General features: G+C 43.0%; 13 protein-coding genes. 9 read left to right on the top strand and 4 right to left on the bottom strand.

Annotated elements, in window-relative coordinates; translation table 11 throughout:
- Positions 1–114 precede the first annotated feature (114 nt).
- Together C4S60_RS03400 and C4S60_RS03395 are read right to left on the bottom strand one after the other, a co-directional pair.
- On the bottom strand, positions 115–1089 hold the full coding sequence (locus C4S60_RS03400) for an efflux RND transporter periplasmic adaptor subunit (RefSeq protein ID WP_103878918.1): 975 nt from the start codon (positions 1087–1089) through the stop codon (positions 115–117).
- Positions 1086–1319 carry a DUF3302 domain-containing protein gene (locus C4S60_RS03395; protein WP_103878917.1) on the bottom strand — a complete coding sequence of 78 codons (234 nt, stop codon included), beginning with the start codon at positions 1317–1319 and terminating at the stop codon, positions 1086–1088. The genes C4S60_RS03400 and C4S60_RS03395 overlap by 4 nt, the downstream gene beginning before the upstream one ends.
- Positions 1320–1621: 302 nt before the next feature.
- Here C4S60_RS03395 and C4S60_RS03390 point away from each other — a divergent pair, with 302 nt between their 5' ends.
- The 9 genes from C4S60_RS03390 to C4S60_RS03350 all read left to right on the top strand — a co-directional run bounded on the left by C4S60_RS03390 (position 1622) and on the right by C4S60_RS03350 (position 14986).
- Positions 1622–2380 carry an outer membrane beta-barrel protein gene (locus C4S60_RS03390; protein WP_103878916.1) on the top strand — a complete coding sequence of 253 codons (759 nt, stop codon included), beginning with the start codon at positions 1622–1624 and terminating at the stop codon, positions 2378–2380.
- 477 nt (positions 2381–2857) lie between these two features.
- On the top strand, positions 2858–4132 hold the full coding sequence (locus C4S60_RS03385; protein ID WP_160111328.1) for a YiiX/YebB-like N1pC/P60 family cysteine hydrolase: 1275 nt from the start codon (positions 2858–2860) through the stop codon (positions 4130–4132).
- Positions 4129–5265 carry a hypothetical protein gene (locus tag C4S60_RS03380; RefSeq protein ID WP_103878914.1) on the top strand — a complete coding sequence of 379 codons (1137 nt, stop codon included), beginning with the start codon at positions 4129–4131 and terminating at the stop codon, positions 5263–5265. The genes C4S60_RS03385 and C4S60_RS03380 overlap by 4 nt, the downstream gene beginning before the upstream one ends.
- A gap of 156 nt (positions 5266–5421) precedes the next feature.
- Entirely contained in the window at positions 5422–8808 is a 3387-nt protein-coding gene (locus C4S60_RS03375; RefSeq protein WP_103878913.1) for a transporter substrate-binding domain-containing protein, read from the top strand.
- Between the two features lie 168 nt (positions 8809–8976).
- A complete protein-coding gene (gene gntH, locus C4S60_RS03370; protein ID WP_103878912.1) occupies positions 8977–10221 on the top strand; it encodes a guanitoxin biosynthesis MBL fold metallo-hydrolase GntH in 1245 nt (414 codons plus the stop codon).
- 163 nt (positions 10222–10384) lie between these two features.
- Positions 10385–12223 (top strand): hypothetical protein, encoded by a 1839-nt coding sequence (locus C4S60_RS03365; protein ID WP_103878911.1) that lies wholly within the window; start codon positions 10385–10387, stop codon positions 12221–12223.
- Positions 12216–12875, top strand: coding sequence for an ABC transporter ATP-binding protein (locus C4S60_RS03360; protein ID WP_103878910.1), 660 nt, complete (start codon positions 12216–12218; stop codon positions 12873–12875). The genes C4S60_RS03365 and C4S60_RS03360 overlap by 8 nt, the downstream gene beginning before the upstream one ends.
- Positions 12876–13042: 167 nt before the next feature.
- Positions 13043–14056 (top strand): ABC transporter permease family protein, encoded by a 1014-nt coding sequence (locus tag C4S60_RS03355; protein ID WP_160111327.1) that lies wholly within the window; start codon positions 13043–13045, stop codon positions 14054–14056.
- Between the two features lie 15 nt (positions 14057–14071).
- Positions 14072–14986 carry a metal ABC transporter substrate-binding protein gene (locus tag C4S60_RS03350; protein WP_103878908.1) on the top strand — a complete coding sequence of 305 codons (915 nt, stop codon included), beginning with the start codon at positions 14072–14074 and terminating at the stop codon, positions 14984–14986.
- 530 nt (positions 14987–15516) lie between these two features.
- Here C4S60_RS03350 and C4S60_RS03345 read toward each other — a convergent pair.
- Together C4S60_RS03345 and C4S60_RS03340 are read right to left on the bottom strand one after the other, a co-directional pair.
- Positions 15517–16179 carry a response regulator gene (locus C4S60_RS03345; protein WP_208623236.1) on the bottom strand — a complete coding sequence of 221 codons (663 nt, stop codon included), beginning with the start codon at positions 16177–16179 and terminating at the stop codon, positions 15517–15519.
- A 104-nt stretch (positions 16180–16283) separates the two neighbouring features.
- Entirely contained in the window at positions 16284–17858 is a 1575-nt protein-coding gene (locus tag C4S60_RS03340; RefSeq protein WP_103878906.1) for a sulfatase-like hydrolase/transferase, read from the bottom strand.
- Positions 17859–18145: the final 287 nt, after the last annotated feature.

Genomic DNA, 18145 nt, shown 5'->3' with positions numbered 1-18145 from the left:
TATTACTAGTCTTTAGGTAAATAAATGTCTGGTTAGAAACTGTCTATGTGTTATTTATTTTATAAATTTAAATTTGGTGGCTAACTGTTTTGAGTTAGATGAGTGAATGTCGATTTATGCAGGTAATATAAAATTTAACCAGGCATCCATTCGCAACATGACTTTTCTAACTATATGTGTGAATTTCCCAGTTTCCGTATAAATACTGGCTGTACCGATGGCACCCGAAAACGCATTGCTTGGAATGGTTTGTTCAAGGCTGTAAATAGCGAGTTGTTCCGTATCGAGTGTAAGTACGACACCATACTGTTGAGGTACTGACTGGGCGTTCGGAGCAAACGGGACGGAGCCGCTTGGCGACAACTGACCTTGATTTGTGATTGGTACGATAGATTCAACCTTACCCTCAAAAATCACCCCAGGATACAGCTTGAATGTCGCTTCAACCGATTGCCCCGGTTCAACATATCTAAGCGTATTTTGGTTTACTCCCATAACGACCTGATGGGAATCCGCTGCAACGAAACTCATCCACGAGCGCATCGGTAGGTTAGACACTCGCTGCCCTTCAACCAATGATAAGCCAGTCACATATCCGTCAGTAGGGGCTTTGACGTTGGTATGCTCCAGATTGTATCGAGCTTCATCAATTTGAGCTGTGAGTGTTTTTACTTCACTGGAATATTGGTCAACAGACGCCTGCGAAGCGTGTTTATGCAACATGAGCTCTTGGCTGCGCGCTAAGTTTGATTTCGCGAGTTCTAATTGCGCTTCTAATGAGGCTAGTCGGTAGCGGTAAAGCTCATCATCTATAGAGAACAGTGTGTCACCAGATCTGACAAATTGATTGGGCGCAACGTTAATGGTATTCACTCTACCCGTTACTTCAGGGACGACTTCCAATACTTTCTGGTAAACGTTGACGGTGCCAGATGGCGCTCCCCACTGCATGGGTATTAACAGCGCTATCACCAGCAGCAATTTCCAGGCAATAGGAGAAAGTTTCCACCATAGCGTCAAACGAATGATTCCCAGTTTATAAAGAATAAAGAGTAACGCTATATAACATAGGGTTAGAAAAGCGATCATTGAGATTTCTCCGGTGATTTTGATGTATAGGCCCAAATAAAGGCAACGGGCAATAGCAGCCCCATAGTAAGTAGCCCCATCCAGCCGCAAACGGCAATGGCTTCGCTTTGAGGGTGAAGGCGTTGCATGGCTATTCTTCCCGGCATCATCGCAACGATAATCAGAGCTGCTATTATGCTAAGTGCGAGAATAATCAAAACGATAAGTGCAAATATATCAAGAGGATTCATATTCTCTCCATTTAGTAAGTTGAGTTTAAAGTGTTTAATTTAATGATTGACATAAAGGCTATTTAAGTATGTTTTAAAGGACAGTTATTTTCCTATTTTCAGTGTTAATGTATAACTAGTATAAATACTAGTGTATTCCTGTTGAGCTTAATCGTTGGACTAAATCAACTAGTAAAGTTACTAGTGTTATTCCTAGGCAGGTAAAATTTATCAACTTCACTAGTAATAATACGAGTCGAAAGAAATATGCCTGCTTACTACTATTTACTCGTCAAGTTAATTAAGAACAAGGTGAATAAATTATGAATACCACTCGAATTGTAAGCGCAGGTGCATTGGCAGCTCTTCTATTCACGGCTGGCCAGGCTTATGCAAGTCCATTCAGTGAACGCGACAGTTTGGAATTTACCCTTGGTGGCTATCTACTTACGCAAAATATCGACGCGGATATTGGTACGCCTCAACAACTAGAATTGGGATTTGGAGACATTGCTGACAACCTGGAAAATGCATTCACTGTTTATACAGGATTGCAAAATGGGAAGTGGGGTATCTACTTGGATTACTCCAATATTGGCCTAAGCAAGTCTAATCCCTCTTATCTTGGAGGTGTGTTGTCTCAGGGAGATATCGACATTCGTTTGATTGACGCCTATGCCACGTATCAGATCGACAGCGGCGACCGATGGTACCTGGACGTCACTTTCGGGGCACGAAACTTTGATCATCAGTTGAGCTTAACGCCACAAGGTGCGCCGTCTCCTGTTTCGCTAGGAGATAACTGGACACATGCCACTTTGGGTCTGAAGCACCAAATTGCATTGGGAGAGAACTGGTATTGGAGTACGCACGGTGATATCGGTACGGACTTCTCTTCCAGCAACTCATATAAGTTGACCACGGGGGCAGGCTATGACTGGCACAACGGCTGGGAAGCGCTGGTGAGTTACAAAATATTGAAAGTGGACCACGAAACGGGAAGCCCGACAGAACCGGCATCCTACTATAAATATGACGCCCTGGAACATGGACTCATGTTAGGCGTGAGCTATACCTTCTGATAATTAGCGGTAGGTTCAGCACATTTGCCTTAACCCTTAGATGCAGTTGTTCTACGAGTGATGAGTGACTGTATCTAAGGGTGCTCAAGTCATTGACGATCAGATCGCGGGGCCCTACCAAAATAAATCGCTAGCTGAGAAAGAGTTAGCTAGGCTTAAACATAGTCCCAAATGCATGCGGTTATAAGCTGCTTATCGGATAGTGCAAAAAAATACGTAACTAAGTGACAGCGGGAATAGTCGAATCAGTGTACGGAGTGTAAGGTGAGAAAGTTACTAGGGATAGTCTTTGTCTTGGTCCTTTTAACAGGTTGCAGTTCAATTGGTCAGAATAATTTAGATTCAAGCGACTTCCCCACAAAACAACAGTGTTGGTCTGAATTTGAACCTGAGCAGGAAAAAAACCATAGCGCAATGTTAAACAGGCAAATTAAACAGTTTGCAATTTTTCATGAACAAGTAGTAACGAACCGACAAGTGACTCTTCGTCTTTTTGAGCAGTTTGAAGCGCATACATCGGCCGAGCAGTCGGTTTCCTCCTCTTTGCAGGATGCATTAAACAAAGCCTTGATCAATGGCCTGGATAAAGCCAAGTCGTATGAACAACTGGTCTCTGATAACTGGTGCTGGTTTACGTATCTCGAACAGGGTGTCTATCAACCATCGATAATGCTTGGGTTTTCGCTAGAACTCGCGTCAGCATTGGCATTGTATGATGCCTATGTCAATGTCTTAATTTACGCGAACAGCAATGAAAAATTGCGTCGTTTTCTTAATCAGGAAGATATTGGTTACGGAAAAAACAGTGATTCTATTCAGCTGCTGATCGATAAGGCTCACAATAAAACTATGTTATTTCGTCTGCAGGAACAAATTATGTTCTTCGACCAGAATATTGAGTTATTCAGGGCGTTGCGCGGTGAACCTGACATTGACTATCTACTGCGTTCGATAGAGCAAAGTTATTCTTATCAGAACCTACCGAAAGTATCCCTGGAGGATTACCTCAGCAAAGTACAAACTCAATCAGCGGTTAACATCGAGGACAATCTGGCAGAATATAACCGAATCATGGTTAACGGGGTGAGTCGAACGTTTGGTAATGTCATTGGCTTGTTTGAGTCTAGAAAAGGTCGGCTTTACCAAGCACCAGAGGTGACAATCGCGTTAGAACAGACATTGGAACCGGGCGATATCTTATTAGAGAAAACCCCTTTTCGTCTAACCGATGCGTTTATACCGGGATATTGGGGGCATGCGGCGATTTGGATTGGTAGCGAAGCACAACTTAAAGCGCTAGAACTTTGGGACAATCCATTGGTGATTCGATATCAAGATGACATATCACAAGGCAGAGGAGTTGCAGAAGCGCTGCGTTCAGGAGTGTCCTTAAGCCCGATTGCTGATTTCCTGAATGTTGATGATCTGGTGGTGCTCAGGAATACCACGATGAGTAGTGAACAAAAAAGAGAGGTGGTCATTCTCGCGCTGCGTCAGATCGGTAAAGAGTATGACTTCAACTATGATGTGGAAACAACTGATAAAATAGTATGTTCACAACTTATTTATCTCGCCTATCCCAACATCCAGTGGCCAACGGACAAAGTGGCAGGTCGCCACACTATCAGTCCAGACAATATCGCCTATCAAGCCGTTTACGGTAAAAAGCTTCAGCCTTACCTGCTTTATATAGAGGGTGAACGTATATCGGAAGACTTATCTCAATCGTTAAGGGAGTTACATGAGAAATGAACATCGCTAGTCGAGTTTTCAGCGTCACTTTAGGTTTGATGATCTCTGGTTATTCGACTGCGGGTGAGGTGGACAATTACTACGCTTGGCAAGTGGACATAGGAGACTCTAAGGCCGCTTTCAATCACTACTTAAATAGCGCAGTGATAGAGTCGTTGGAGACGATCAATGCGCAGTCAGAGATTTATTCATGCCAAGAGGTTTCCCTTGAGATTATGAAGGTTCTGGGGGCAACTCGATATCCATTTGCGTATAGAGGTGCACTTAACACCGAGTTGGAATACTGGTCTCAGGAAAGTGAACGGGTACAGCGTTATCCCAGTCATTCGTCACAACTGAACCAGTATGCCGACAACAGTCTGTATTCTCCAGAGATGCGAACGATGGGGGTTAAAACGGATCTTGATTATATTGTCAACATTAATGGTGTTTATCTCGGAACCGATAAATTCAGCCATTTTCTCGGGTCTGGGTACGAATATTACAAACGCTACTTGCGTGAGCTGAGCAATGGAAAAAGTTCTATAGAAGCGCAACTTACAGCCATCGAGTGGGCCACGGGGATGGAAGGGGGATTATTGGGTGTCAAGGTAGTCGGGGTTTATTCCTATGCGGATTTAGAAGCTAACTATCAAGGTTTCCTGATGGCGAAGGATCTGTGTGAGAAAAACTTATTGGCCTACAGAAAACAAGGTGTTGATGACACTACATATTTGTGGGTGCTAGAGCACCCTATAGACATTAGTGATTACGTAAACCCGAACTGGGATGAGTCTTTCAATGCGTCAACCTATAGCAAGAGCCGATACAAAAAAGTGTTATCCAATCTGGCGAACTTACCCACATGCACCCAACTATCAGGATCTTGGGTCAAACAACAGCGAAAGTATTATCGAGATTGGCCCATTGGTGCTCGGACTCAATACGCAGGGTTTGTTAATACGAGCTTCTCTATGGAGTTATTGCAAGTAGCCCAAAGGACCCAACATGGACTTAAGATAGATAATGTCTGGGAGCAAAATTTCAGTCTAGAGCGGTTTCCCGTTCCAGCCCCACTCCTGATGAGTTTCTCCAAGCAAGCAAAGCTCCCGTTACAAAGTGCTCATACGATAGAACAACTGTGTGCGGATTGAGTTCTTTGGTTTGGGCGGCAAAGTGGAATAATTTTCATTAAAGAGAGTTACTTGTATATTGAGGGCAGTGGCGTTATTACTATTAGGAAGGCGTTCATGTATTGTCGCCGGCAGTTATTGAATACTAGTGACAATTAACTCAAGGAAGAGAGTTGTATGGCTTGGTTCAGGATTATTCCCTTTTTTCTCATTTTCTGCACCGTGTCAAGTTGGGCTCGGCCTCTATTGACAACGGAAGAACAGCAGTGGCTAATCGACCACCCCGCCATTACGGTGGGTTTTCACCCTTCTTTTCCACCACTGAGTTTTACAAGAGATGGAAAACCAGCAGGATTTCTCAATGAGTATTTTGACCTGGTTGCCCGCGAAGCGGGATTGCATATTGAGTGGAAACACTACCCAGATTGGAGCTCGTTACTGAAAAGCGGGCAAACCGGAGAGGTGGACGTTATTACTGCCGGAGTAAGAACCGAAGAGCGCAGTCAGTATTTTTATTTTTCCCATCAGGTGACCAAGCGCTTCTTCAGGGCCTTTGTCAAGAGTCGAGGTACATCGACGCAACCCATCGACTTATCTCAAGGGACTTTTGCATCGCCAAAGAGCTTTTTCCTTACAGAGCGATTGCGCGAAGATTATCCCAATTTGAATGTTATCGAGACTGAAAACCTGAAACAGGCGTTTCTGATGGTGGCGTCTGGGGAAGCAGACTACACAATTACGGACCAACCCGTGGCAAATTACCTGACCAAACAGCACGACATCCGGGGGGTCGAAACCGCAGAAACAGTGCAGTCTCTCCTTGTGTATTCACGTCCACTTCACATATTAATAAGTCGTCAACATCCTGAGTTAAAAAGCATTATCAGTAAAGCGATAAATCAAATACCTCAGGATAAAGTTCTGGCATTACAGCAAACCTGGATTAATTATAAGAATGCTATTGATTTGGCACCCGAGGAAAGAGCCTGGGTTGAGTCAGCGCCTACGATAAAAGTGCAAGTCTCTCAGGACTATATGCCGTTTGATTTTCTGGAAGAGGATACCCCTCAAGGATATTCTATCGAACTGATGCAACTGCTTGCCCGTATTGTTGGGCTTGAACTCGAATTTGTAAAAGGCAATACCTGGCAGCAGTCTATTGAGATGGTTAAAGAGCGCGAGATAGATGTCGTGCATACCATTTCCAAATCGCAGGAGCGCGAGAAGTTCCTGATCTTTTCTGAGGTGTACTTTGAGGGAAGTCCGCTGGTGCTCTATAGCCGAGGTGACAAAAACTACGTTAGTGACATATCTCAGCTGGGGGAACAGCGACTTGCCGTTGAATCCGGCTCTATTCAAGATATCTTTTTGTCTGAAAACTATCCTGATTTGCAGTTTCGTCCTGTGAGTAGCATTCAAGACGGTATTAATTCGGTATTGAAAGGCGAAAGCGACTACTTTTTGTGCGAAGCGATCATCTGTGACACATTTATTTATGAAGGGTTTATCAGCAATATTGAGGTGTCGGGCTCGTTGAATCTTGGCGCGCTCGATCATGGCTTACCACTTCGTATTGCAACGCGAAGTGATTGGCCTATATTGGCTTCGGTACTGCAAAAGGCCCTGAACTCACTCTCACCTGAAGATGTTGCGCTGCTTAGACGAAACTGGCTACCGTCATCGCGTAAAATACAAACGCCGGACTCTCGATTAACTGAAAATGAAAAACGTTGGCTAGAGTCTAACAATCGATGGGTATACACGACCGCCTCGGATGCTGCACCATACAGTTATGAGTCGAATGAAGATGAGTTGGTGGGATACAGCAATGATTTAAGAGGCCACGTAGAGAAATACTTGGGAGTTGAAAGCTTTTACAAGCCGGCGAAGAGTTGGCCTGAGGCGGTTAACATGCTGAAAGAAGGGCAAGTGGACTTCATTCCCTGGATGTATGTTACAACGAATCGTAGAGATGAGTTTCTGTTTTCCGAAACTTATCATAATGATCCGATGATGCTATTTACTCGTCGCGATTTTAGGTTTGTGAGTGGTCTTGAAGATCTTCGCGGGAACACTATTGCGATGCTGAGAAATTCGGCGATTTCTGAACAACTACAAGTGGACTTTCCAGATTTGGACATTGTCTACTACAGTTCGTTACTCGATATCATCACCGCCGTTTCAGATGGTAGAGCCGATGGTCTTATCCAGTCGGCGGCGTTAGTGGAGCATGTGATGCAAACTAGTGACGTGGATAACTTGAAGCTCGCCTCATCAACACCTTACCACTATCAACAAGCGTTTGCAGTACATCCATCAAAACCAGAGCTCATCCCGCTAATAAACAAAGCGCTGTCGGAACTGAGTGATACAGAAAAATCTTTGATGTTGCAGAAGTGGACTAACATTCATGTGGTGGAACGGCGAAACTGGATAGCCATTTTTATTTGGATGTTGGCGGTGGTTCTTGGTGCGTCGCTCCTGGCTGGATTAGTCATTTACCGAAGTCGTCGAGCCGCGTTTATTGAAGTAAAGGAAAGTCAGGTAGCATTGTCCAATGCACAGCGGATGGCGCAGTTGGCGAGTTGGGAATGGCATGCATCCGATGATGGGATGCAGTGGTCAGAAGAGGGGCGACACATCTTAAACTTGATGTACGGTAATCGCATTAATCGCAAAGGCTATGTGAAGCTGATTCATCCCGATGATAGGGATGAGGTCGCAAATCGTTGGCAAAGAGCAATGGAAGATGGTGTCTATCAAAGTGAGTACCGCTTACTCATTGATGGTAATGAAAAGTGGGTGAAGGATATCGCCGAAATGCACACTGATAAGCAAGGCGTTGTGACGGGGGCGTCCGGTACAACACAAGATATCGACCTTCAAAAGAACAATGAATTACGTATTGCTCAAGGTGCCAGAGAATTTGAGGAACTGACCGGCAAGTTGCTGAGTGTACAAGAAGAAGAACGACGTCGGGTTGCCAGAGAATTGCATGACGACCTGAGTCAACGTTTAGCTGCTCTATCAATCGAAGCGGGGACGTTGGAGCACAACCCTAACCTTGAAAGCGAACGAGAGCGGCTTTCGCAACTGAAGCAACGTTTGATACAGATAGCGACCGATGTGCATGGCCTATCTAGGCGACTGCATCCATCTATTCTCGATGATTTGGGATTAGTCGATGCGCTACGTTCGGAAATTGAGAGTTATGAATTGAGAGAGCATATCAAGGTACATCTTCATGCTACGGCAAAACTCGATAATCTATCCAAAGATGTGCAGTTGACGATATTTCGCGTGGTACAAGAGGCGCTAAGGAATATTGCGAAGTACTCCGAAGCTAGCCAGGTGCAAATCAACTTAGTTAAAGTCAATCGCGAACTCACTCTGCAGGTTATTGATGATGGCATGGGCTTTGACGTTGATGAAGCATTGAAGTCTCCGGGGCTAGGCTTACAGAGCATGACCGAACGCGCTAAGTTGATTGGCGGAACCATCGAGATCAGGTCGGAAGAAAACAAAGGCACGACGATAGAGCTATGTACATCGGTTCCATCGTAATTCACGTTATCTGAAAATCTGTCTGAACACGTTCTAGGCATGCCGCTAGTCATAACCCTCGACGAAAAATCATTAGCAAAGGATAAAATTAGCAATTGCGACTATAGTTGGTTAGTGGCTCCATATTGATGTAGGCGACTTATCAAAATGAATTCTTGAGGTGGCGTGATGACTAAGCTCGAATCTGGACTAATGAGTCTTTTTGCATGTGTGATATTTAGTGGGAACCTATTTGCTGCAGGAGGGACAGTGACCTCTCCTACAAGTATTGCCCCTGACCGTTACGTATACTATCCGGGCACAGAGGAGCTTTCAAAAGATGAGATTAGAGTCATCGCGTGTGGAACAGGACTCCCTGCTGCAAGGCGTGGGCAAGCAGCTACTTGTTTTCTAATAGAGACAGGTAACGGAGATAAGTTCCTCTTTGATATTGGGACAGGATCCATGGCGAATATTGCTAGTCTCATGATCCCATACGAATATTTGGACAAAGTATTTCTATCACATTTACATACCGATCATATGGGCGACTTACTCGGGCTATGGGCGGGTGGTTGGACATCAGGTCGTCCGAATGCCCTTCGTGTATGGGGGCCTAGCGGACAAACCGAAGAAATGGGAACAAAATATGCCATGGACCATTTCTTAAAGTTCGTAAACTGGGATAAGGTAACACGGGAATATAAAATTACACCAATTCCTGGTCAGATAGAGACCACAGAGTTTGACTATCGTATTCCTGATCAGGTTGTATATCAGGAAAATGGAGTCACAATTCGCTCATACCCCGCAATTCATACTGGTGATGGGCCTGTAAGTTATAAGTTAGAATATGCTGGAATGAGTGTATTATTTAGTGGTGATACTGTACCAAACAAATGGTTTATTGAGTACGGGACTGGTGTAGATTTAGCCATTCATGAAGCGTTCCAAACACCGGAACAACTAGTGAAGTATTATAATCAGGCTCCCCAACTCGCTTGGCGTGCATGCTGTGAATTTCATACGTCACCCGAAGCGTTCGGTAAAATAATGAGTACAATTAAGCCTCGTCATGCAGTCGCATTTCATTTTTTTAATGAAGAAGGTACCCGCTATGGAATGTATGAGGGTATTCGCTCTACCTACGATGGTCCTCTTTCCATGGCAGTTGACATGATGGTTTGGAATATCACGAAAGAAAGCATTGTCGAAAGAATGGCTGTTTCGACGGAAGACGCATGGTCAGTTCCTGGTACAGCAGTTCAGCCCCCTCCACAAAAAGGTGTGCCGAATCCTATGTCTAAAGAAATGGACAATGGCAGATGGCTTCCCGCGTTTAGGGCTCAAGATAAAATGCTGGATAAGCATATGGAAAAATACAATCTTGGAGAACAAGACTGGCGACCAAAAATGTACGAACAGTTTGAATAATGAATATTGGTCTTAGAAATAGTCTCGTTGGTCGTATTGTCGGCGGGGCTAGATTTTGATTCGAAGAGCGGCAAGAGATCTTAGATAGGTAAAATTTACGTACTAGTTCTTGGTTCTCTTTCTGTCTGAATTTACAAAGTTACTTCTAGGGAAAGAGGTTACCTTGATATCACATTTTCAATACTTAACTCGCGTTTTATGTGTTCTCTGTTTATTTACCTCTTTCACAACAGAAGCCGATTGGATCAACTTATCTGGTGCTGAAACGTCCCGAAATATTGCGGAATTTATCGTTGAAGATAATCAAGTAAGAGTCAAGCTAGAAATATACCTTGGAGATTTGGCATTATTTGATGACCTCATGCCCGACAAATTTCTCAAGGTACCGGCTTTAGACAGTGAACGAAGTAGGCTAGACAGATTCTCAACGAAAGGGTTAATTATTCTAGGGCAAAATGGTAGTCCCCTAAGAGCAGAAAGCGTAATAATCGAACCGAGGATACGCATAGATAGGCAATCTGCCTACATCGGTATGATAAATCCAATAACTCAACAGAGAGTATCAGGTGCCCCCGCGGATAAACGGGTTATGTATGCTGAGCTGGTCTACCCATTTGAGGGCAATCCCAAAAAATTAACCATAATTCCCCCGTCAACCGAGGAAGGTATGACGTTGGCTAATATTGGCTTCATTGTGTACCACAAGTCTGTACCTGTCATTGATTTTCGCTATTTAAGCTCAGCTGCGACGTTAAACTTAAATTGGGAGGATCCTTGGTATAGCAAGTTTGACAACGTCAACCTCAAACGGCACCACCAGTCAGCCCTGATGTCATACCTTTATGTTGAGCCTTATGAGGTTCGCCATGAAATTTTAACTCGAGTTAAAGACATGGAAAACTGGATGGATCTGGGATTGCGTGGGGCGGTGTATATAGAAGCTGATGAATTGGATGGATTGCGCCAGAGAGTTGGGCAATATTTGCTCAATAAAAACCCGGTACTTATTGATGGTAAATCTCTTACGGCGATTCTCGACCGTACAAGCTTCGTGCAGGTTTCAATCAATGGCCTGGTTCCTATGGAAAATCAACAGCGTATTGAAATTTCATCAGCTATGTTGGGCATAATTATTACGTATTTGACCGATGAACTGCCAAAAGAGGTGACCGTTGAATGGAAACTATTCTCGGAAAACATCGCGCAAATACCCACCACCACCATTGACCCAGCTGGGCCATTAGTAGGGTATATTACGCAAGATTATAATGTCCAAAAATGGACGAACTTCCTAAAAAAGTACTCTCCTCCCAATAGTTCTGAAGTTCATTTAAATAACACGCTTAAACCAATAGAGTTCAATTGGAGTATCCCAGTCGCTATTGTGATTTTTATTCCATTGGCTATATTCGCATTCAATAAAAGGAAAGATATATCCTATATAATAATAATTTCCACTCTAAATTGTAGTCTGTTAGTTATAGGGTTTTTGATATCACCTTATACAAGAGTATCTATCGAACGCCCTGCACACTTTGTTTTCAATATTAGTAATGACGAAACCAAAATAATATTGCATAGTCTATTAAAAAATATCTATCGTGCTTTTGATTTTAGGGATGAAAAAGTTGTTTACGAAAAACTCGCCATTAGTGTTGAAGGGGACCTTCTAACGGACCTTTACCTTCAGAACCGTCGTTCTTTTGCTATAAAGCAGGCGGGTGGAGCACAAGCTAGGGTAAAAAATGTTGAGCTTATCGAAGCAATAACAAAAAGAGACTCGATACACAACCAGTCGTATGTTGTCGATGCTAAATGGATTGCAACTGGAGAGGTCGGACACTGGGGACATACGCATATTCGCAGCAATTTTTATGATGCCAAGATTACATTAGGCGTTTTTGGTGATAGCTGGAAAATTATCGATTTTGAATTATTGGAAGAGCGCAGAGTTAATCCTGGAAAAGAGCTTGGTCTTCAGGAGAGAGGTAATAATGATTGAAATTCAAGCACTAGAGTTTTCGTATCCTGATTGTGATTTTCAGCTAAGTATCAATAACCTTGAAGTGAAAGAACAAGAGAAAGTTGCGATCATTGGACCAAGTGGTTCAGGTAAAACAACGCTTTTAAACCTAATGTCTGGCATTGTGCTCGCCAACAACGGAAGCATTAATTTTGGTAATGTGGATATTCAGAAACTTAGTGAGTCGCAACGTCGACAGCTTCGTATTTCGAAAATTGGCTTTATATTTCAAGACTTCGAGTTAATTGATTATTTAACCATAGAAGACAATATTCTTCACTTGTATAGGATTAATAATGTTATTAAGTTGACCAAAGATGTCAAGGCTCGGGCAAGAGATCTGGCCGAGAAAATGGGAATATCTCGAAAACTAAAATATTACCCTGCACAGCTTTCACAAGGAGAAAAGCAACGTGCTGCAATTTGTAGGGCTTTGTTAACATCACCATCCCTCATACTTGCTGACGAAGCTACTGGTAACTTGGACCCTACTAACAAAAAACTCATTTTGAAGTTATTGTTCGAAAATGTTATCTCTCGCACCGCTACATTAGTGGCAGTTACTCATGACTATGAGCTTTTACCCTTTTTCGATCGAGTTATAGATTTTCAGGAACTTATTGAGAAATAGCTATTATGAATAGTTTTTATATTGCTTGGAAATATTTGAGATTCAACATTGTTAAAACTTGTATAATCATTTTGTGTTCTACTTTGATCTTATTTATTCCTATCGCGCTTCAGTTATTGCTCGACAATAGTGAAAAACATTTGCTATCACGTGCAAAGGAGACTCCTTTGTTACTCGGTTCAAAAGGAAGTGCAATCGAGTTGATAATGAATAGCTTGTATTTTGACAGTAGCATTATTGATGATATATCGATGTCAGACTTTGAAGATATTGAGAAACATAACCTGACATTTAATATTCCTATTTACAAGCGTTTTTATTCCCGAGGTTTTCCAATTGTAGGTACGACAATAGATTATTTTTATTACAGAGAGCTTAAGATAGAAAGTGGTCGACTAATGGGTGTACTAGGTGAAGTCGTCATTGGAAGTAAAGTAGCAAGTAAACTTTCATTGTCAATTGGTGACCATATAATTACTACACCTGAAAACCTCTTCGATCTGACGGGAGTATATCCATTAAAAATGAAGATATCTGGAATTTTGGAACCATCTTTTACAGCAGATGATAATGCAATATTTACTGATATCAAAACAAGTTGGGTAATTCAAGGGCTAGGTCATGGCCATCAGGATGTATTTAATTTGAAGGATAAGACCGTAATATCAAGTAATACCTCAGATAGCGTGGTTGCCAATGCAAAACTAGTAACTTTTTCTGAAATAACAGAAGAAAATTTGGGTAGCTTTCATTTTCATGGTGATTCAGCATCTTATCCGATCAGTGCAATAATTAGTGTGCCCAATGATACACGTTCAGGCACGATTCTACGTGGGCGTTACCAGCAGCATTCTTCGCTAAGTCTAGTTAAACCTGAAATAATTGTTCGAGATTTATTGGATCGGATATACAAGATTAAGCAAATGATGGATTCAGTACTGATTCTTGTTTCAGTAACAGTGATTCTGGCGCTTGTGATGATTTTTTCTCTATCTATAAAACTTCGAGATAGAGAAATGAAAATCATGTACAAATTCGGATGCAGTCGCTTTATGGTATTTAAATTACTCTTTGCGGAAATTTCCCTTATCATACTGGGCAGTTCCATACTTAGTGGCTCTTTTTTGGTGTTAATTAACTATTATAATCAACCGTTAATTCGTTTTATGTTGCTCAAATAAAAGAAGGAAGTTAGTATGTCCCAATCAGTATCAGGATATTTTTCTTTTAACGCAAAAATATTGCTACTATTCTCTGTAGTTTTTTCTCTTACCAGTAATGCAGAACCGTCGAAATTCACAGTATATACTGTAAATTATCCTCTTAAGTACTTTGCTCAACGTATAGGTGGAAAGCACATTAAAGTGGTATTTCCTGTACCAGAAAATGAAGATCCTGCTTTCTGGCAACCTGACTCCGAGCAACTCGTCGCATTTCAACAGGCTGATATGATCTTATTGAATGGCGCCAAGTACGCTAAGTGGGTTGAAAAAGTATCTTTGCCTATGCACAGGCAGGTCATAACATCCGATCCATTTTCAAACCAATATATTCAAACAAACTCCAAAACAAAGCATAGTCATGGTAACGGTAAAGAGCATAGCCATGTTGGTATAGCATTCACCACTTGGTTGGACTTGAGTCAATCTATAGTTCAGGCTGAACAGATACATCTGGCACTAAAAAATGCACTTCCTAATCATACAAAAGATTTTGATGCAGCATTTGATAAACTGAAATTCGAACTTAACCAACTTGATACTGAGATGAAACAGGTGTCAAACAGAATTGGCAACAAAAATCTTATTGCCTCGCACCCTGTCTATCAATACATGGCACGTCGATATGAACTTATTATAACTCCCGTGATTTGGGAGGCTGATATATATCCTTCAGACAGACAGTGGCGGGAACTTGACCTTCTTGTTTCGAAACGCTCTGCCAAGTGGATGATTTGGGAAAGTGAACCTTTAGATGATTCGGTAGCCACTTTGAAGCACAGAGGAGTTAACAGTATTGTTTTTGCCCCTCTAGGCAACCTCCCTGAACAGGGTGACTTTTTGACACAAATGAGAATAAACATTCAACAGTTGCAGAAAATTGTTGAGTAAAGTAAGTGGACAACACGGCTGCAGGAGACTCTAAGTTACTTTGAACACAGTTTTGACAATGTAGTGATAGATTTGTTGGAGATGCCCATTATGCAATAAAGCTATTATTGGCTGAATTAGTCAGACTGGACGCTTCATTGAGCAACATAGGCTACCTCGATCTGAACAATGACTTTGTTCAGGGAACTCTCGCGAAAATGGGTCAATGATTACCGCCAGACATAGCAGGCTCTTTCTGGATATGTCTTTAGCTATTACGATCTTTACTGTTGTCAAAAATCCTCATTGACCCTTGTATCAAACACTTGACGAGTAGCCTCTCGTTAAGTGGTCTTGTAGTGATGTCTGACCCAGTAATGAAGCCCACTTCTGGAAACCCTGAATACTTTGTATATGATCGCAATACGCAAATATAACAAGTATTCGAGTGTAAATTCAGGCAGGTGTTTAATTCTAATTTTCAAGCCGCCATTGTTCACCTCTGTTGGTCCGATTCAACGGTGTGAGTGGTTAGCTGAATAGATAAGGCGTTAATCAACTCTGGGTAGTGCATCACCCAGCCCGTTGTCGAGGGCAAATTTCAATAATTCTCGGCCATTTTTGAGCTTCAAAATCTCAATCATTTTGTATTTATGGAATTCCACCGTACGGCTGGAAATATTCATAATTCTGGCGACTTCCTTGGCGGTTTTGCCTTCAGACAATAACTGCAGCACTTCAAGCTGTCGCGGGGATAATTGAGCCAAAGGATCCATATTGTCACTGGAGGCTCCTTTTTTGTATGCCTCCATAACGTCTGCCGCCAGCAATGATGTAATAAAGGTACGACCGGAAAGGGCTGTTTTTATGGCGGTCAAAAGCTCGTCGGTTGCGGAATGTTTTAATACATAACCTGAGGCTCCGGCGTCCAGCGCTCTAATGGCGTATTTGACTTCCGGATGCATGGTTAACAAGACCACTTTCGACTCGACGCCATATTCTCTTAGTTTACTCATTGCCTCAATACCGTTAAGCATAGGCATTGAAATGTCAGAGACGATGACATCCGGTTTGAGTTCCTTGGCTTTTTGGACGAGGTCACGACCGTTTTCCACACAGCAAAGTATCTCGTAATCCTCCGACAAGATGTTTTTAATGCCTTGTGCCACGAGCACGTGATCATCAGCTAGTATGAGCGTCTTTTTTTTCATCATTCAATCCTTAGCGCTGAGCAATAAATAAACGATATATCAAACCTGTTAATTGAGAAAGGTTTAACGGGCAAAACCGGCTTTGCAGCCGGTTTTTTAACGTCATATCAGTGGTTACTTGGTAATGTCTCTGAAGTGTCTCGATTTGGATACTCTTCCATTTTACCTTTGTGGCCGCCAATAAAGTCCTGAATAGGTTTGACCATGTAGAGTCCGTTGTACATGCCACCAAACTTCTCACCTGGGTCACGCTTGATGTTGTAGAAGTCCATGTGAGGTAGACCGCCAGAGCTTGGTTCGATGTGAATTTTGTAGTCGCCCATTCTTATTGCGCCTAATTCAGAGCCCTTGTAGTGGAACATATAGTCTCTACGACCGTGCCCTTCGCCATTCAGTAGTAAGGATGTTTGATCCAAACCGTCAATCACTCGGTCAGTTGGGATTTTGTCGGTCGCTCCTGCCAGACGTGCCGCTGTTGTGTAAAGGTCAGTGACGTGGAACATGTCCGTTGGCTGTTGTCCTGCTTCAATCATACCTGGCCACCAAGCCATAGCCGGAACTCGCACACCACCTTCAGTGACGTCTCCTTTACCCCCTTTAAGTAGTGAGTAGCCACTGGTCGGGTAAAAGGCATACATAGGACCGTTATCTGAGATCCACACCACCAGTGTATTTTCCGCAATACCTTCATCGCGCAGCGTATCAAGCAATGACTGAACGTGCTCGTTGTGTTGGACCATCATAGAGGCCTGTGCGTTTGCTTTATCAACGCCTTCAGCATCCTGGTGCTCTGCTGAACCTGTGATTTGCAAGGCGTAACTCGCCCAGTAAATAAAGAACGGGTCTTCATCTTGCGCTTGATCTTTGACGTACTGGATCATTTGCTTAGAGCTTTCTTTTTCGAACGCAGCCTGGCGATCGGGTCCCAGCTCACCAGCTTTACCCAGGATAGGTTGTCGCTCCTCCCCCTTCGCTTCGGTGTAACCTGACACGCTTAGGTCAATTCCATATTGTGCCAGATATTCTTCATTGCCTGGAAAGTCCATAAATGGCGCTTTCACATTCGTCGGCTGGTTGTAAGTGTCGTGAGAGCTCTGCCATCCGTCGGGCGCACCATTAAACAGTCCGTAATAGGCGTAGTCATAGCCGTGGGCGACCGGAGAATGCTCAGCCTCTTCACCCATGTGCCATTTACCCCACATGGCTGTATCGTACCCTGCTTCGCCAAGTAATTCAGCAATACCCACTTCTTCTGTAGGCAGGCCGTTTTCTTGTCCAGGCCACAAAACATCGATTAAGCCTGTACGAACAGGTAGGCGACCAGTGTTGAGTGCAATGCGTGTTGGCGTACAAGAAGGTTCTGCGTAGGCTGACCACATCGCCATACCTTCGGAGGCCATTTGATCTAAAGCCGGAGTCGGTGTGCCTCGATGTTTACCGCCACCTTGCCAGCCAAGTTCTCCCCAACCAATATCGTCGGTCAGTATATAAATGATGTTTGGTTTCTTACCATGTTTCTTTTCTAGCTCGGCCAACTTGGCATCAATGTCTTTATCTTCGACTTGCCACTGTTCTTGATTACGCTCCTGAGTCTTATAGAACGGCGTGTCAAAAACGGGAGCGGCGCTTGCAGTGCCGATACTCGCAATAAGGAGTGCTGCCGTTACATTTTTAAGTTTCATGTTGTCACCTGTAGTTGTCTTTACGTCGTTTCGTTGAGATTAATGTTAGGTGGGTCGAGCCAGTTAAACAGCTAGTAAAACTACGAGCTGATAGAGATATTAATACGGGTTAGATTGGGGTAACTTTCTAGCGTTACTGGTAATTCTGTACTTAAATTATTGATAATTAATAAGACTAACGAGTCAGAGCTAGTTACTAAATTTACTAGTAGCGTGGTTCATGGCTACTTCTAGACGAAAGCCACCCCACTTTTTACCACCTTAAGGAGAGAGCATTGAATTGGTTA

It is taken from the genome of Vibrio hangzhouensis (genome assembly GCF_900107935.1).
Lineage (GTDB): Bacteria > Pseudomonadota > Gammaproteobacteria > Enterobacterales > Vibrionaceae > Vibrio > Vibrio hangzhouensis.
This window is presented reverse-complemented; position numbering and strand designations above follow the sequence as displayed.

What these genes read in the sequence shown, in the direction of transcription:
- C4S60_RS03380 (WP_103878914.1), top strand. Translation starts at nt 4,129, where the DNA reads ATGAACATCGCTAGTCGAGTTTTCAGCGTCACTTTAGGTTTGATGATC.
- C4S60_RS03350 (WP_103878908.1), top strand. Translation starts at nt 14,072, where the DNA reads ATGTCCCAATCAGTATCAGGATATTTTTCTTTTAACGCAAAAATATTG.
- C4S60_RS03400 (WP_103878918.1), bottom strand. Translation starts at nt 1,089, where the DNA reads ATGATCGCTTTTCTAACCCTATGTTATATAGCGTTACTCTTTATTCTT.
- C4S60_RS03395 (WP_103878917.1), bottom strand. Translation starts at nt 1,319, where the DNA reads ATGAATCCTCTTGATATATTTGCACTTATCGTTTTGATTATTCTCGCA.
- C4S60_RS03345 (WP_208623236.1), bottom strand. Translation starts at nt 16,179, where the DNA reads ATGATGAAAAAAAAGACGCTCATACTAGCTGATGATCACGTGCTCGTG.
- C4S60_RS03375 (WP_103878913.1), top strand. Translation starts at nt 5,422, where the DNA reads ATGGCTTGGTTCAGGATTATTCCCTTTTTTCTCATTTTCTGCACCGTG.
- C4S60_RS03340 (WP_103878906.1), bottom strand. Translation starts at nt 17,858, where the DNA reads ATGAAACTTAAAAATGTAACGGCAGCACTCCTTATTGCGAGTATCGGC.
- gntH (WP_103878912.1), top strand. Translation starts at nt 8,977, where the DNA reads ATGACTAAGCTCGAATCTGGACTAATGAGTCTTTTTGCATGTGTGATA.
- C4S60_RS03360 (WP_103878910.1), top strand. Translation starts at nt 12,216, where the DNA reads ATGATTGAAATTCAAGCACTAGAGTTTTCGTATCCTGATTGTGATTTT.
- C4S60_RS03390 (WP_103878916.1), top strand. Translation starts at nt 1,622, where the DNA reads ATGAATACCACTCGAATTGTAAGCGCAGGTGCATTGGCAGCTCTTCTA.